The 14,844-nt window shown below is 56.0% G+C and carries 15 protein-coding genes, 1 tRNA gene, 1 pseudogene and 1 riboswitch; of the genes and pseudogenes, 9 read left to right on the top strand and 8 right to left on the bottom strand.

Annotated elements, in window-relative coordinates; translation table 11 throughout:
- Positions 1-47 precede the first annotated feature (47 nt).
- A tRNA-Arg gene (locus U2949_RS05960) sits at positions 48-122 on the top strand.
- Between the two features lie 406 nt (positions 123-528).
- On the opposite strand, the gene U2949_RS05955 is transcribed toward U2949_RS05960, so the two are convergent.
- The 3 genes from U2949_RS05955 to gshA form a co-directional block, all read right to left on the bottom strand.
- Positions 529-1,305 (bottom strand): class I SAM-dependent methyltransferase, encoded by a 777-nt coding sequence (locus U2949_RS05955; RefSeq protein ID WP_026484089.1) that lies wholly within the window; start codon positions 1,303-1,305, stop codon positions 529-531.
- Positions 1,302-3,356, bottom strand: a complete 2,055-nt coding sequence (locus U2949_RS05950; RefSeq protein WP_321286646.1) for a TonB-dependent receptor domain-containing protein — start codon at positions 3,354-3,356, stop codon at positions 1,302-1,304. The genes U2949_RS05955 and U2949_RS05950 overlap by 4 nt, the downstream gene beginning before the upstream one ends.
- Before the next feature lie 200 nt (positions 3,357-3,556).
- Positions 3,557-5,140, bottom strand: coding sequence for a glutamate--cysteine ligase (gene gshA, locus U2949_RS05945; protein ID WP_321286644.1), 1,584 nt, complete (start codon positions 5,138-5,140; stop codon positions 3,557-3,559).
- Between the two features lie 194 nt (positions 5,141-5,334).
- Between gshA and U2949_RS05940 the strand changes: the two genes are divergently transcribed.
- The gene (locus tag U2949_RS05940) at positions 5,335-5,865 is read left to right on the top strand and encodes a hypothetical protein (protein ID WP_321286641.1); all 531 of its coding nucleotides are present in this window, start codon (positions 5,335-5,337) and stop codon (positions 5,863-5,865) included.
- Here U2949_RS05940 and U2949_RS05935 read toward each other — a convergent pair.
- On the bottom strand, positions 5,795-6,070 hold the full coding sequence (locus U2949_RS05935; RefSeq protein ID WP_009462666.1) for a response regulator transcription factor: 276 nt from the start codon (positions 6,068-6,070) through the stop codon (positions 5,795-5,797). The genes U2949_RS05940 and U2949_RS05935 overlap by 71 nt on opposite strands.
- A gap of 203 nt (positions 6,071-6,273) precedes the next feature.
- Positions 6,274-6,352, top strand: a riboswitch (SAM riboswitch).
- On the opposite strand from U2949_RS05935, the gene metX reads away from it, so the two are divergent.
- The 4 genes from metX to U2949_RS05915 all read left to right on the top strand — a co-directional run bounded on the left by metX (position 6,342) and on the right by U2949_RS05915 (position 10,085).
- Positions 6,342-7,586, top strand: coding sequence for a homoserine O-succinyltransferase MetX (metX, locus tag U2949_RS05930; RefSeq protein WP_026484093.1), 1,245 nt, complete (start codon positions 6,342-6,344; stop codon positions 7,584-7,586). It overlaps the preceding riboswitch by 11 nt.
- Positions 7,583-8,212, top strand: a complete 630-nt coding sequence (metW, locus tag U2949_RS05925) for a methionine biosynthesis protein MetW (RefSeq protein ID WP_321286639.1) — start codon at positions 7,583-7,585, stop codon at positions 8,210-8,212. The genes metX and metW overlap by 4 nt, the downstream gene beginning before the upstream one ends.
- Positions 8,213-8,229: 17 nt before the next feature.
- Entirely contained in the window at positions 8,230-9,459 is a 1,230-nt protein-coding gene (locus U2949_RS05920; RefSeq protein ID WP_080655531.1) for a muropeptide transporter, read from the top strand.
- Positions 9,460-9,467: 8 nt separating this feature from the next.
- Positions 9,468-10,085 carry a trimeric intracellular cation channel family protein gene (locus U2949_RS05915; protein WP_009462658.1) on the top strand — a complete coding sequence of 206 codons (618 nt, stop codon included), beginning with the start codon at positions 9,468-9,470 and terminating at the stop codon, positions 10,083-10,085.
- 20 nt (positions 10,086-10,105) lie between these two features.
- Here the strand turns inward: U2949_RS05915 and U2949_RS05910 are convergent, their stop codons facing one another.
- The 4 genes from U2949_RS05910 to U2949_RS05895 all read right to left on the bottom strand — a co-directional run bounded on the left by U2949_RS05910 (position 10,106) and on the right by U2949_RS05895 (position 12,303).
- Complete coding sequence (locus U2949_RS05910; protein WP_257723852.1) at positions 10,106-10,840, bottom strand: LrgB family protein; 735 nt, start codon at positions 10,838-10,840, stop codon at positions 10,106-10,108.
- Positions 10,840-11,190, bottom strand: coding sequence for a CidA/LrgA family protein (locus U2949_RS05905; protein ID WP_009462654.1), 351 nt, complete (start codon positions 11,188-11,190; stop codon positions 10,840-10,842). Before U2949_RS05905 ends, U2949_RS05910 begins: the two co-directional genes overlap by 1 nt.
- Positions 11,191-11,335: 145 nt before the next feature.
- Positions 11,336-11,833 (bottom strand): RidA family protein, encoded by a 498-nt coding sequence (locus tag U2949_RS05900; protein WP_115635281.1) that lies wholly within the window; start codon positions 11,831-11,833, stop codon positions 11,336-11,338.
- 92 nt (positions 11,834-11,925) lie between these two features.
- Positions 11,926-12,303 (bottom strand): RidA family protein, encoded by a 378-nt coding sequence (locus tag U2949_RS05895; protein WP_009462650.1) that lies wholly within the window; start codon positions 12,301-12,303, stop codon positions 11,926-11,928.
- A gap of 117 nt (positions 12,304-12,420) precedes the next feature.
- Here U2949_RS05895 and U2949_RS05890 point away from each other — a divergent pair, with 117 nt between their 5' ends.
- The 3 genes and pseudogenes from U2949_RS05890 to U2949_RS18725 form a co-directional block, all read left to right on the top strand.
- The gene (locus tag U2949_RS05890; protein WP_026484097.1) at positions 12,421-13,296 is read left to right on the top strand and encodes an ATP adenylyltransferase family protein; all 876 of its coding nucleotides are present in this window, start codon (positions 12,421-12,423) and stop codon (positions 13,294-13,296) included.
- A gap of 332 nt (positions 13,297-13,628) precedes the next feature.
- Entirely contained in the window at positions 13,629-14,408 is a 780-nt protein-coding gene (locus U2949_RS05885; protein ID WP_026484098.1) for a response regulator transcription factor, read from the top strand.
- Between the two features lie 277 nt (positions 14,409-14,685).
- Positions 14,686-14,796, top strand: a pseudogene (locus U2949_RS18725) (ESPR domain-containing protein); the annotation flags it as partial.
- Between the last annotated feature and the right edge of the window lie 48 nt (positions 14,797-14,844).

Genomic DNA, 14,844 nt, shown 5'->3' with positions numbered 1-14,844 from the left:
ATAGATGCTGAAAAAAACTCGAAACTCGCGCTACAATAGCGAGCTTGGCGTCCGTAGTTCAATGGATAGAATTAGGGTTTCCGAAGCCCTCGATACAGGTTCGATTCCTGTCGGACGCGCCAGAACTCCTTGTTTATACGGCTCTTTGGGGCAGTTTTTCAAGGCCTGGTTTGAATTTCCAGTTATAAAGTGTCGCGATGCAAGTAGCCAAAGGCTGCTTTTTTTTTGCCCGTTGTTTGCCAAAACACGGCCTCATGCACGGTTCAGATGAAGTAGGCTAATTATTGATCTCGATCATTTGGCCTGGGACGAAATTGCGTATTCCCCTGCGTTGACAGGCAAGCTTGCGCTTGGGAGTTTGGCCGGGACAACGATCAGGCGTATAGGCAATGGCGATGTCTGGACAGGCAGTGCCTGGAGTCTTGAACTTGTGGCCGTCGCTACAACCAGATGTGCTGCCATCGCAGTCTATGCAAGACAAAAGGGGCCGAGGCCCCCTTTGCTTTTTCCTGAGCAGCTTTCTGGTTTTTAAACAGCTTCGGCACAAATCACATAGTCGTGGCCATGGCGCAGACCACCCAAGGTCTGGTTCAAGGCCAGAGCTTGCTTGCGCAAGGCCTGAACATGCTCGGACAAGGCCATGGCCAGGTTGCGGTCCTTCAGACGGCGCAAGCGCCCGTCACACATATCCAGTTGACCGTGGATAAAGCTGTCGCCGTAACGAATGCCAAAGCGTTGTGTATCCACGCAGCGATAGCCGGATTGCCGCAGATGGCGCAGAACCCAGTCCATCGGGTACTCGCGATACGGGCGCTCGCCTGCCAGCAGCAGGCAGGCATCGCGCAAACGGCCTATTTCCACAATCAATTTGCCCGCCGGGTCCGTGCTGCTATAGGGCACGTAGGGCTCCAGACCAATAATGTAGAGACGCTGGCCGGTCAGCGGCCGCAGGCGGCTGAACAACTGGTCCTGGGTGTAGGGGGCAAAGCCGTCTATGGCACCCAGTAGATAATCGGCCAGAACCGTATCAAAGCGTTCGCCCTGCAAAAATTCAGGGTCACTCCAGTTGCCCACCAGCAGACGGTCCTCGGGGCGTTTTTGATCGCCCAGCTCACGGGTCACCTGTTCGGCCATGCCGGGGGAGGCGGTAATGGCCGTCCAGCATTCTGTGTCCAGCGTCAGCAACCAGCGCAGCGAACCCTTGCCGGTGCCCGCATCCAGAAAGTTGCCCCAAGGGCGCTCGCCCTGCATGTCGGCCACGATCTGGTACAGACGGCTACCCGTGTGTATGGCGGTCTTGCTCAAAATGCCACCTGTATCCCGGCCAGGATGTTGCGTCCCATCAGCGGGGCCTGACGGGCAATAAAGGAGGTATGGCGGTAAGCCAACTTGTTCAGCAAGTTATTTCCTCTCAGGTACAGGGTGTAGGTGTTCTGATCCATATGCAGGCGGTAGCTTAAACCCATGCTGAGCAAACCGTAAGACGGCGAACGCTCTTCATGTTCAGCCAGTCGGTCCTGGGCAAAGGTATGGGTGTAGCCAACAAAGCCGGACCAGTTCTGCCAGTTCAGATCCGTGCGAATACCCAGGCGGGCGGCGGGCATGCGGGGCAGGTTGCGGCCTGGATCTTGCAGTTTACCGCGCACCAGATCGCCATACACGCTGACCGAGGCCCAGGACGTGACGGGGTAAGAGGCTTCTGCTTCCAGACCCCAGAATTGGGCCTTGTCCTGGCTGTATTGAATCAGCTGAAAGTTTTCGTGACGGTCCAGGCTGCGGCCATAAATGTAGTTCGAGCTACGGGTGTAGAAGGTACGCAGATCAAAGCGCAGATCGCCCAGGTGCTTTTGCAGTCCCAGGTCGACAGTATGGCTGGTCTCACGATCCAGGTTCGGGTCGCCACGCTCATAGCTTAGCGTGGCAAAGTGCACGCCTTTGGCAAACAGTTCTTGAGCTGTGGGCAGACGCTGAGAGCGGGACACGGACAGGCTGGCGGCGTATTCGGGTGCGAAGTCCCAGACCGTACCTAAAGAGAAGGAGGTCGCTGTGCCCTTGCGGCGTTCCAGCGTTTGCGAGTCGGGCGTGACGGTTTGCCATTCCTGGCGTGCGCCCAGTTCCAGACGCCAGTCGTCCCAGTTCACGCTTTCCAGAAGGAACAAGCCCTGGCTGCGAGTGCGGGTGGGCGGGATGAAGTTTTCCGAGCCGTCGCGGGACGCAAAATCAGACTGGCTGGTTTGCAGGCCGATTACCCCTTCAAACGGACCCAACGGATTGTGTTCCAGCTCCAGGCGCGTGTCGTAACCGCGATTGGTGAAGCGGGTGCCATCAATATCGCCATCTTTTTCAACGTGCTGGTAGTTGGTCGCACCAGCGCGCAGGCGAGCTCGTTTGAAGCCGGGCAGAGGGTCACGCAGTTCGCCACGGAGATCGAAACGCTGGGTGCGCAGGTGAGCGGTGGCCGAGTGCTCGTGATCATGCTCGTGGCTGTGGCCATGATCGTGGTCATGGCCGTGATCGTGACTGTGGCCGCCGCAATGCAGAGTGGCACCGTGCGGGTGGCAGTCCTCGTATTCGTGGCTGTGACCGGGTAAGCCGTAGCTGCCTTCACGGTAGGAGTAGGCCGCGCCTATATAGCCACGGTCCCCAATAAAGGAGAGGCCAACGCTGCCTGTGTCCGTGCTGGAGTCGGAGTCCTTGACCCGGCCATCGCTCCAGTTGGGGACGCGATAGTCGCGGCTACGGTGCGAGGCACCTTCTACGTGCAAGGCGATATTGCCTTCACCGGCTGTCATTTCCACTGCGCCGATCCTGCCACGATCAGCCGTGGAGCCCTGGGCACGTACCGAGCCTTCAAAACCCTTTTCGGGAATGGCCGTGGGGATCTTGCGATCCAGTACGTTGACCACGCCACCAATAGCACCGCCCCCGTAAAGCAGGGCCGAGGGGCCGCGCAGCACTTCAATGCGATCTGCTTGCCAGGTGTCGACTGTGATGGTGTGGTCGGGCGAGATGGCCGACGCGTCCATGACTTCCGCACCATCGCTCAGAACTTTGACGCGGGGTGCAGTTTGGCCGCGAATGACGGGGCGGCTGGCACCGCTGCCAAAGCTGTCTACATGGATGCCGACTTCACCGTCCAGCAATTCACCCAAGGTGCTGCTGCGGCGCAAATCCAGTTTGGGGCCTTGCAGGACCGTGCTGGCGGTGGCCAGCTCTGTTTGTCGCAAGGCCAGGGGGCTGGCAGAGATTCGGATAGGGGCCAGTTCAGGGACAGCTTCTTCAATTTCATTGGCTTGGGCCGAGGCGCACAGAAGCAGAGCCAGGGCTAGTGGCAGGGGACGGGGTTGGAAACGCATCTCATCTTCCGGTTTGTTAATTTTCGAGATGTTATAACATAACAATAATTATTTGAAATAGAGGAAAAGCCATTTTGAGAAAAGGGAGAAAGAGAAACTTTTTGCTGGGTGACCGGGAAAAGTCGGCTGCTGTATGAGCCTGCAGGTAGCGGCCAAAAAAAAGCCGCCCTTTGGGGCGGCGGTTTGTCGCTGTGTGTCGCTTAGCTGTTTTCCAGTTCAGGCGGAATCAGATTGCGTTCGTAGCGATGGACGTAGTCCTCAAAGGACTCCTGATCCTGCGCTTCGATATCAATCTGGGCTTGCAGAGAATCTTTGGCCTGTTGCTCGAAAGAGGCTTGCTTGTCGGCAGGCAAGGGATGGGCCAGCAAGGTTTGGTGATGCTCGCGGCTGCGTTGCAAGGCGTAGTCGTGAAAGCTCAAACCGGTTTCGCGCAAACGGCTCAGCAATTGGGCCGACGGAGTCAGCTCCGGATTCTCCAGCTTGCGGATTTGGGCTTGCACGGCTTCGGTGTGACCTTGGGTGTTCAGGGCCTGATCCAGCATTTGCGCATACGGCAGCAGCGATTCCAGAATTTCTTGCCCCCAGTCTTGCAGGCTGACGCTTTCTTTTTGCTGATTGGTCAGCATCAGGCCGGGGCGGCGGCCTTCGCGCACGACCGTTGCAAAATTGTTCTTGCTGTCCTGACAGTAGCCGCCGTCCGGGAAGAAGGGGCTGTCTTGCACGGCACAGAACAGCAGGAACGTATCCAGGAAGCGGCAGGTTTGCTCGGATATTCCAGTGGGTGATTCAGGGTCTATATCCAGGCAGCGAACTTCAATGTATTCCACACCGCGCTGGGCCAGGGCTGTAGCCGGGCGCTCGCTGCGCTGGGTGGTGCGCTTGGGGCGAATGCTGGAGTAGTACTCGTTTTCAATCTGCAGGATATGGGTGTTGAGCTGAATCCATTCGCCATTGCGGTGAGTACCCAGTTTTTCGTAGTCCGGCCAAGGGGTCACGGCGGCGTGATACATGCGCATCACAAAGGTGTCCAGGTCGTTGTAGCAAAGCTGAAGCTCGGCCTGGGCTTCCTTGTTGTGATAGCCCAGATCGCTCATGCGCAAGCTGGTCGCCCAGGGCATGGTCAAGGTGTCCTCGTCGATCTTGTCCAGATTGTTGCTGCGACCTTGCAGGAAGTTCGCGTCCAGTACGGGCGAGGCGCCAAACAAGTACATCAATAGCCAGGAATAGCGCGTGAAGTTGCGGATCAGCGCCAAATAGCCGTTGGAGCGCTGGTCTTGCAGATTGTCACCACAGACATTCAACAAGGGCCAGATGCCATCAGGCAGGGAAAAGTTGTAATGCACGCCGGCAATACATTGCATGGGCTTGCCATAACGTTCGGCCAGACCACGGCGGTATACATGCTTGAGCATGCCCGTGTTGGACTTGCCGTACCAGGCAATGGCAATGTCTTCTTCGGCGGGCAGCAATGCGGGCATGGACTGGCTCCAGATAATCTCCTGGTCCAGCTTGCTGGCCACAAAGGTGTGGATGTCGGTCAGCTCCTGCAGCACGTCCTCGACCCGGGCTCGCGGCTCGGTAATCAGCTCCAGCAGGGCTTCGGCGTAGTCGGTCGTGATATGACCGTTGGTCAGGGCCGACCCAATGGCTTGCGGGTGGGGGGTGTTTGCCAATTGGCCCAGCGCATCGACGCGCAGTCCTTCTTTTTCGATGCCGCGCAAGATTCCCGTCAAAATCTCGGGATTCTGTTGCAGGGCAAGGCGGCGTTCGTGGCTGGTGTTCATGGTGGTGTTTCCCACTTTCGAAATCGGGTGCAAGATACGGGACTGTTCAAGGGGGCCTGGCCCCGTCTATAAATAGTAGTCCGACCAGACTTGCTTTGTTAAGTTGCGCCAAAAGGCGTATCGGGCAGGGCGAGTATAAGACGGCTGTTTAGCCAGCCGATGAAAAGCATGAAACGGGATATGGGATTAGCACCATGATGATCAGGCGCATTACCGCGGTACTGGCGGCTTTCTTGATGTTGGCAGCCTGCAGTCCAGAGTTTAACTGGCGCAAGGTTCAGCTTGAACAAACGGGCCTGTCAGCCATGCTGCCCGGCAAGCCCACGACCAGTCACCGACTGTTGGTTTTCGAGCAGCATCAACTGGATTTTTACCTGACTACCGCCACGGCGGGCGGGCAAAGCTACACCGTGGGCCATGTGATTTTGCCCAAGGAACTGCAGCAGGACGAGGCCGCTCGCCAACGCTTGTACGAGGCACTGCACGATTCCCTGCGCGAGAAATTCATACCCGATGGGCAAGTCAGCGAGAAAAACCAGATACAACTGCCGCCACCCGGACAGATCTTCTTCATGACGCGCGATGTGGGCGGTGTGGCCTTGCGCCTGGAAGCGATGATACGCATGGAGCCAGGCTGGCTGGTGCAGGGTTTTGTTATGACGGATTCCGGGAAGGCCCCGGACGCGGCTCAGGCAAAGGTTTTCTTTGACGGCTTAGCTCGCTAGCCGGGTCGCCGCTGATCAGGTGCTGTTGCAAGGCCAGGGTAATGGCAGCTTGGCGGCTATAGACTCCAAGCTTGGCGTAGGCGTTCTGGAAGTGGAAGTTGATCGTGCGTTCAGTAATGCCCAGGATGATGCTGATTTCCCAGCTGGTCTTGCCATGGGCAGCCCAGTTCAGGCAGGACTGCTCGCGTGAAGTTAAGTGCGTCACGGTAAAGCCATTCCTCATGCATTCGTGGTAGACGTCGGGCCAATGTACTCAAATTTAGCTTAGCTGGCAGACAAATGTGCATGAAAATAATGATGTAAATCAAAGCATTGTCTTTTCTCTGACGTTACCGTTGCCCAGAGTTCTGAATCGATCCTGGCTGGTCGATTTGGACGTCGCGCCGCAGCGATGCTAGAATTTTGTCTTATACGTTTTGCGCCGATTTGCCTGATCCGCTTGCGGGCGCTCCATAAATCCAGCTAAAGAGGTCCTGATGGCCACTGATTCCGTCCCTAGCGCCGACACTGGCGCCCTTAGCCCATCCTGCGGTTTGATCCCCGAAGGTTCCGTGGGCCCTGTACATGCCGAACTAATTGCCTTTGACGAACCCCTGCATCTGCGCAGCGGGCAAGTGCTGCCCAGCTACGAGCTGGCGGTCGAAACCTACGGCACCCTGAACGAAGAGCGCAACAATGCGGTATTGGTGTGTCATGCACTCAATGCCTCGCATCACGTTGCCGGTTATTACGACGACGATCCTAAAAGCACTGGCTGGTGGGACAATATGGTCGGCCCCGGCAAAGCTGTTGATACGGATCGTTTTTTTGTCATCGGGGTCAACAATATCGGCTCCTGCTTTGGTTCTACCGGCCCGTCCAGCATCAATCCGGCTACTGGCAAACCTTGGGGCTCCGAGTTTCCCGTTTTGACGGTAGAAGACTGGGTGCGTGCCCAAGCCCGTCTGGCCGACTACTTTGGCATTCGCAAGTTTGCGGCTGTCATGGGTGGCTCTTTGGGGGGCATGCAGGCCCTGAGCTGGGCCATCAGTTGCCCGGAGCGCGTGGAAAACTGTGTGGTCATTGCCAGTACTCCGCGCCTGTCGGCCCAGAACATCGCTTTTAACGAAGTGGCCCGCAGCGCCATTTTGTCCGACCCGCAGTTTCACGGTGGTAATTACTACGAACATGGGGTGGTGCCCAAGGCCGGCCTGGGTGTTGCCCGCATGGTGGGCCACATCACCTACCTGTCCGATACTGTCATGGCCGAGAAGTTTGGCCGCAATCAGCGCGCCCCAGCCCAAGGCGGCGAGTACCACTACAACTACGGCGTGGAATTCGAGGTCGAGTCCTATCTGCGTTATCAGGGCGAAAAGTTCTCGCGTTACTTTGACGCCAATACCTACCTGATCATCACCCGTGCGCTGGATTACTTTGATCCGTCGCGTCAGCACCAGGGGGACCTGGTCAAGGCGCTTGAAAAGGTGCAGGCCAAATTTCTGCTGGTGTCTTTCACCACGGATTGGCGTTTCTCGCCCGAGCGCTCGCGCGAAATCGTGCAGGCTTTGTTGCGCAACCAGCGTCAGGTCACTTACGCCGAAATTGATGCCCCGCACGGGCACGATGCTTTCCTGCTTGAGGACCCTCGTTATCATGCCGTTGTGCAGGGATACTATGACCAGATTGCCGCTAATTTGGGTTTGCCTGCGCGCACCCGTACTACAGGGGTGTTGGCAGAATGACTAAGCCGCAAACTCAGGTGGATGCCGTCATGTTAAGACCGGACTTGCTGCGCATTGCGCAGTGGATTGAGCCAGGTTCGCGTGTGCTGGATCTGGGCTGTAACGATGGCACCTTGTTGGCGCATCTGCGTGACACGCGCCAGGTTGTCGGAACGGGGGTGGAGCTGAACGACCAGTTTGTGATTGCTTCGGTACGCCGTGGAGTCAATGTCATTCAGCAGGACTTGGAAAAAGGCCTGGCGCTGTTCAGCGACCAGCAGTTCGATACCGTTGTCCTGTCCAAGACACTGCAATCCATGCACCATACCGAGCACATCCTGCGCGAGATGGCGCGGGTGGCGCGGTATGGTATCGTCTCGTTTCCTAACTTCGGTTATTGGCCGCATGGCTGGAGCATTTTGCGCGGGCGCATGCCAGTCACGGGCGAAATGCCTTACCAGTGGTACAACACGCCCAACATCCATTTGTGCACCATGAAAGACTTTCAGGATCTGGCCCAGGCGGTGGGCGTACGTATTCTTGATCGTGCTGCCTTCAATGGGCGCGACACGGTGCGCTTTTTGCCGGGCTGGCGCAGTACCTTGGCCATGTATCGTTTCGAGTCTCCCCATTTTCTTGCTGCTTAGCGCTAATAAGGCCTGACGTGTCACGTGTCTATACCAGTCCCCGAGTCTTGCCTTTGCTGATTCTGGGGTTCGCCAGCGGCCTGCCTCTGGCCCTGGTTTCAGGCACCTTGCAGGCCTGGGCAACAGTTGAAAATGTTTCGCTGACCGAAATCGGTTTCCTGACCCTGGTCGGCTCGGCCTACACGCTGAAGTTTCTCTGGGCTCCCCTGATTGATCGCTATGCGCCGCCGTTCATGGGGCGCAGGCGCGGCTGGATCCTGGTCACTCAACTGCTGCTGGCCGCCTCCATTGCGGCCATGGGCCTGTTTTCTCCCTCGGTGAATTTGACCGCACTGGCCTTGCTGGCCGTGTGGGTAGCTTTCTTGTCGGCCACGCAGGACATAGCCTTCGATGCGTATTGCACGGACGTGCTGCAAGCGCATGAACGGGCGGCGGGGGCGGCGGTCAAGGTCATGGGCTATCGCATTGCCATGATTGTGTCCGGCGGCCTGGCCCTGATTCTGGCGGACCGCTGGCTGGGCTGGTCAAACACGTATTTTCTGATGGGTGCCTTCATGGCGCTGTGCGCGCTGGTGACCCTGATTTCACCCGACCCACAGGAACAAAGCCGTCCACCGCGCAGTTTGTCAGAAGCCGTGATCGCGCCTTTGGCCGATTTTTTCTCGCGTCCAGGTGCCTGGAGCGTTCTGGCGCTGATTGTGCTCTACAAGCTGGGTGATGCTTTTGCAGGCGCCTTGTCCACTACCTTTCTGATTCGTGCAGCCGGTTTTACCTTGTCCGAGGTCGGCACCATCAATAAGGTATTTGGTCTGGCTGCTACGGTCGTCGGAGCCTTGATGGGCGGGGCGATCATGGCCCGCCTGGGGCTATACCGGGCCTTGATGATTTTTGGTATTTTGCAGGCCGTCTCCAACCTGGGCTATTGGCTGATCGCGATTGAAACCGCGCCGTCCATGTGGCTGATGGGGATTGTGGTCGGTCTGGAAAACCTGTGTGGTGGCTTGGGCACAGCGGCTTTTGTCGCTTTGCTGATGGCCTTGTGCAATCGAACTTATTCCGCCACTCAATTTGCGCTGCTGTCGGCCTTGTCGGCAGTGGGACGCACCTATCTGGCCGGGCCCTTGACGCCTGTGCTGGTCGAATCCTTGGGCTGGCCGGGCTTTTTTATTTGTACCGTCTTTATTGCTGTGCCTGGCTTGCTGATGTTGCGTTGTTATCGGGGCCTTATTCAACAGCTTGATGCTTAAAAAATATCATGCTTTTACTTGTTCTCTACATTATCGCCATCACCGCAGAAGCCATGACCGCAGCGCTGGCCGCTGGCCGTCGTGACATGGATTGGGTGGGGGTCTGTACCATCGCCTGTGTCACCGCCCTGGGCGGTGGCTCGGTGCGGGACGTGCTTTTGGGGCATTACCCGCTGACCTGGGTACAGCATCCTGAGTACCTCTGGATCACGGCAGGCGCGGCCATCCTCACAGCTTTGATCGCTCCGATCATGCGGCGCTTGCACAGCCTGTTCCTGCTGCTCGATGCCATGGGACTGGTGGTCTTTACCGTGATTGGCTGTCAGATCGCACTGGAAATGAAGCTGCCCATTACGGTGGTGCTGCTAAGCGGCATGATTACCGGTTGTGCCGGTGGCGTCTTGCGCGACATCTTGTGTAATGACATCCCCTTGCTGCTGCGCAAGGAGATGTATGCCAGCGTATCCATGCTGACCGGCGCTTTGTATCTGGGTGCCCAGCATCTGGACTGGCACCCGTATGTGACCCTGCTGGGTCCCATGATTATCGGCTTGAGTTTCCGTATGCTGGCTCTGCACCGCAATTGGCAGATGCCCCGCTTCGTCTATCGAGACGAGTGGCGCTAGAGCCAGCCTGTCTTGCCGGGTCAGGCCACGCCTAACCAGCGCAGGACTATAGGAACAAAAGGCACCAGTACGGCGGTCATGATCCCGTTCAGGCTCAGGCCAATGGCGGAAAATGCCCCAATCGTTTCGTGAACCTGCAAGGCACGTGCCGTACCAATGGCATGTGCCGTTACACCTACCGCAAAGCCCCGAGCCTCGGGGCGATCAATACGCAGCAAGTTCAACAGCGGGCGCGCCATGATCGTGCCCGCAATCCCGGTAATGGCAACCGCTACAGCGGCCAAGGAAGGTTGACCATCAAATTGCTCTGCCAAGGCCATGGCAATCGGCATGGTGGCCGAGCGTGGGGCAACCGACATGATGGTTTCAACTGAACCGCCCAAAGCCCAGGCAATCAGGACCGTGCTGAAAATAGCGGTAACCGAGCCAATGATCAGGGCAATGGTCAGCGGCTTCCAGATCTTGCGCAGCTGACGCAGTTGACTGTAGAGCGGTACAGCCAGGGCGACGGTTGCCGGTCCAATCAGGAAGTGAATGAACTTGGCCCCTTCAAAGTAAACGGGGTAAGGCGTGCGGGTCAGCAAGAGCAGGGCCACAATCACAACGACCGAGACCAGAATCGGCAACAAAAAGGGGCTACTGCCCGACTGGCGGTACATCCAGACCGAGCCCGCGTAGACCGAGCAGGTCAATGTCAGCCATAGCAGTGGTGTACTGGATAAAAAGACCCAGATTTGAAAAAGTCCGTCCGTCATTATTCTTCTTCCTGACGATTTTTAAGCAGACGATTGAGCACCAGGGCTGTGACCACCATGGTGATGACGGTGCCGCCCAGGGTGGCGATCAAAAAGGGCTGCCATTCCTCGGCCACCCGATCAAAATACAACATCACGCCCGTGACAGCGGGGATGAACAGCAGCATCAGGTTCTGCAGCATGACACTGGCCGTGCTCTCCAAAGAGCTGGGCACGCCGCCTCGAATCAGCAAGGCGGCAGTCAGTAGCAGCATGCCGGCCAAAGGGCCTGGCAATGGCAGGGACAAGGTCTGCACCAGAATCTCGCCTAATAGCTGAAAGGCGAAAAGGGCAGTAATCGCGTAGATCATGAGAGTTTCCGTAAAGGCACGAAAACGCCAGGCGGCAAGCCTGGCGTGGGTAAAGGGTCTGGCTAAGGGTGTTAGTGTGCCATACAAGATAGCCGGGCTGTAAGCGTGCTGCTTATATCGAATTGACTATAGTAAGTGGCCTGTATCAATGCTTGGCGGGGCTGTTTTGCGCACCCATCCAGGCCTGAACCTCGATTTCCACATCCACACCACCCGCCAGTTTGGCTTGTACCAGAGAGCGGGCCGGGAAGTTGCTGCCCAGGCGTTCTTTATAGATTTTGTTGAATTGCTCGTACAAGGCAATATCGGATAAATAGACCGTGGCTTTGACGACATGGCTGAAGTCGGCACCTGCCAGCTTCAGGGTCTCTTCAATCCGGTCCAGCGTGGCATTGGTTTGATCTTCAATGCTGCCGCGTATGATTTCGCCTTTTTCATTCAGCGGGATTTGTCCCGACAGGAATAGAAAGTCCCCGGCCTGCACGGCGCGGGAAAAAGGCATGTCCGAGTCGCCCAGATAGCGTTTGATCGCAGTCGGTTCTGCGGTTTTGCCCGTGTTGGCGGCATAGGCGAGGTTGCTGGCGCCAAGACCTAAGGCAGAACAAGCCAGCAAAATGTGACGGGCCGAAGCAAAAAAACGCATCAGGATTCTCCTTGGACTAGGGGAATTCAGTGTGCCATAGCCAGGGCCAGGCAGCGTTAATTTGTGTGACGGCCCGTCGGCCTGAAGGCTGCTTAGGCGCGATCGCCCAGCCAGGCCTGCACTTCGATTTCTACGTCTACGTTTTTGGCCAGCTTGGCTTCAACCAGCGAGCGGGTAGGCAGGGTGTCGCCAAAGCGCTCGGCGTAGACTTTGTTGAAGTCGGCAAACAAGGCCATGTCGGACAACCAGACAGTGGCTTTGACTACATCGGCCAGGGTGGCGTCAGCCAGAGCCAGGCCTTCGATCAGGCGATCAAATACGGCGTGGGTCTGGTCCTGGATGGAACCGCGCACCACTTCACCTTGGGCGTCGTAAGGAATCTGGCCGGACAAGAACAGAAAGCCGCCAGCCATGGTGGCACGCGAGAAGGGCAGTGGCAGTGGGCTGGCAATACGGCGGATACCGGACATGGAATACTCCTGATAGGGATGGTGGAAAATTCGGACTAGGCAGCAATGCGCGTTTATTCGCGTCTCTTGCCTACAATAAGGCGTCACTATACAACTTCAAATGAGGAGCGAGACGACGTGAGCAAGGAAATTTTGCAACGCCTGGACCAACTAAGCCAGGCCGCGCTGGCCAGCGGTGATTTGTTGCCCGTGCAAGCTCAGGAAGAGCTGATGCACGATCAGGGGCTGACATTTTTTGTGCGTTGGGTATCCACTCTGGCGGCCAAGGATGCCGCCAGCGTCTCGATTCCAGGTGGACCACGTGACCCCAACTTCAATCCCTTTTTGCCACCTGCTCCGGCACTGACAGTGGATGACGCCAGTAGTACGCACAATATCGTGCTGAACAAGTTTGCCGTCTGTGATCTGCATCTGGTGCTGGCCGACAAGGTGTTTTCCGAACAGCTCAGCCCGTTGCGCGAGATTGATTTCCGAATTCTGGCGGATTTCCTGGCCGTGCAAGGCGGTCTGGGCTTTTATAACGGCGGTGGCCCGGCTGGGGCCAGTCAGCGTCATAAACATACACAATGGATTCCGCAGGCGGCTAGCAACGGCTCGCTGGCCCTGTATCTGGACAAGCTCCCCGCCCAGGCTGCGGCAGGCAGTGCGCATCAACATCCCGCGCTGGCTTTTGAACACTGTTTTGTGCGGTTGCAGGATGCGCAGGAGCCGGATGTCTTGACAGCCAGTCTTTTGAGTTCATACCGAACTGCCTGCAATGAGTTGGGATTGGAACCGGCAGAAGATGGCTTGTTGCCGCCACATAATATGTTGGCAGGCCAGGGGTGGATGCTGGTGGTGCCCCGCAGCGTGGAGTTAGTTGACGGTATTTCGGTCAATGCACTGTCGTATGCAGGCTGCATTTATGTGCGCACCCCCGAGCAAATAGATCTGGTCCGCCAAATTGGCCCGCTGGGTGTGCTGGCTCGTGCAGGCTATGCTCGCCGCGCCTGATCCTTGGGTTTGACCCTGCTGGACACGATGAACCCCGCTACGGCGGGGTTTTTATTTGGATTTTCCGTAGCTTTATGAATCTATATTTACTCTTTAGAAACAAAAATAAAATATGGGTGATTAATGAAGGTTTGATTTCTATTCGTTGCGCTTTGCTAAGCAATTAATGGGTATTTAAAGAAAGAAATTGAAATGATGTAACTTTTGTTTTTGAAAATTAATTAAATGGGGGATTTAAGAAAAATAGATCATTAATATACAAGTCTTTTTGATTGTCAGAATTTGATCTAACTTGGAGTAATACGGCGTGTCTGAACATGGGTGGATAGCTTATGCATGTCTCGTCTGAAGCTCATATTCTATTTATTGCTCCGGAACCGGCCGGTGTTGCAGACTTGCTGGTTTTATTACGGACTCATTTTGGTCGAATCAGTTTTGCGCTGGATGCGCAACAAGGTTTGGCTCGATGCCAGTTATTGCGGCCTGATTTCATCTTGAGTGAATATCACCTGCCTCGCCTGCGCGGGGATTCTTTCATGCGCCTGTTGCGCGCCGATCCCCAGACGGCGGCTATCCCTGTCGTATTTTTTTCGGCCTTGTCGTGTGCTGACAGCCAGTTGATGGCGTTGCGCAGTGGTGCTCGTGACTTCATCGACTATCGAACGAATGTTCAGTTGGTACTGGAACGGATTCGTTTGCATCTGAGTTTGAAGGAGATGCCTAAAGCGGGTGGTTCTCACGATTCCCCTTCTAACCTGGAGGCTTGTCATGGGCTGCAGGTGCGCCACCATTTGGTGCAGGCTGTGCAGCAGTACGTGCTTCACAATCTGTCTGAGCCCCTGAGCACAGAGAGTCTGGCTGACTTGTTCGGGACGACGGGCAGACGCCTGAATGAGCTTTTCAAGACAAGCTGCGGCTTGACTGTGCATGATTACGTGCGTTCCAGCCGGATGAGGTATGCCATGCATTTGCTCAGGGGCACGGATATAGCTGTCACGAATGTGGCGGTTGAGGCCGGTTATGTGAACCCTGCCAATTTTGCTACTGCCTTCAGGCAGTACAGCGGCTTGTCACCATCAGTCTATAGACAGCAGAACAGAACTAATATTTAAATCGGAATTTTAATCGCCAATTTAATTAATGTTCATGTTTTGCAATAATTCAAACGGCTAAAGTAAAAATTCAAAAGTAATTATTAAAAGATGGTAAGAGAATAAAAGATATCCGAATAGGTGCAAGGGTTCGGTAAGGCTTTTCTGAGTAATAAATTTCAATTTATCGCCATAACGAGGTGAGGGGCTGTGCTGTGCCTTGAAACTTTGTTACGCCAGCGCGAGGAATGAACTCAGGGGGCAGACATGACTAATTACTTTTGTAAGCGAACAGATCATGAACAGAATCTATAAGTCGGTTTGGAACGAGCGGACAGCAACCTTTGTGGCTGTTGCGGAAAATACCAAAACCTGCGGTAAGCGCAGCAACGCAGGGTGCAGTGCATCGCCAGTTTTTGCAGGCTTGCGACCGGCCCTGCAGTTGCGTTCAGTTGTT

The organism is Alcaligenes phenolicus (assembly GCF_032063905.1).
Taxonomy (GTDB): Bacteria; Pseudomonadota; Gammaproteobacteria; order Burkholderiales; family Burkholderiaceae_B; genus Alcaligenes; species Alcaligenes phenolicus.
Note: the sequence above shows the minus strand (reverse complement) of the source record. Positions and strands in the feature narration are given on the sequence as shown.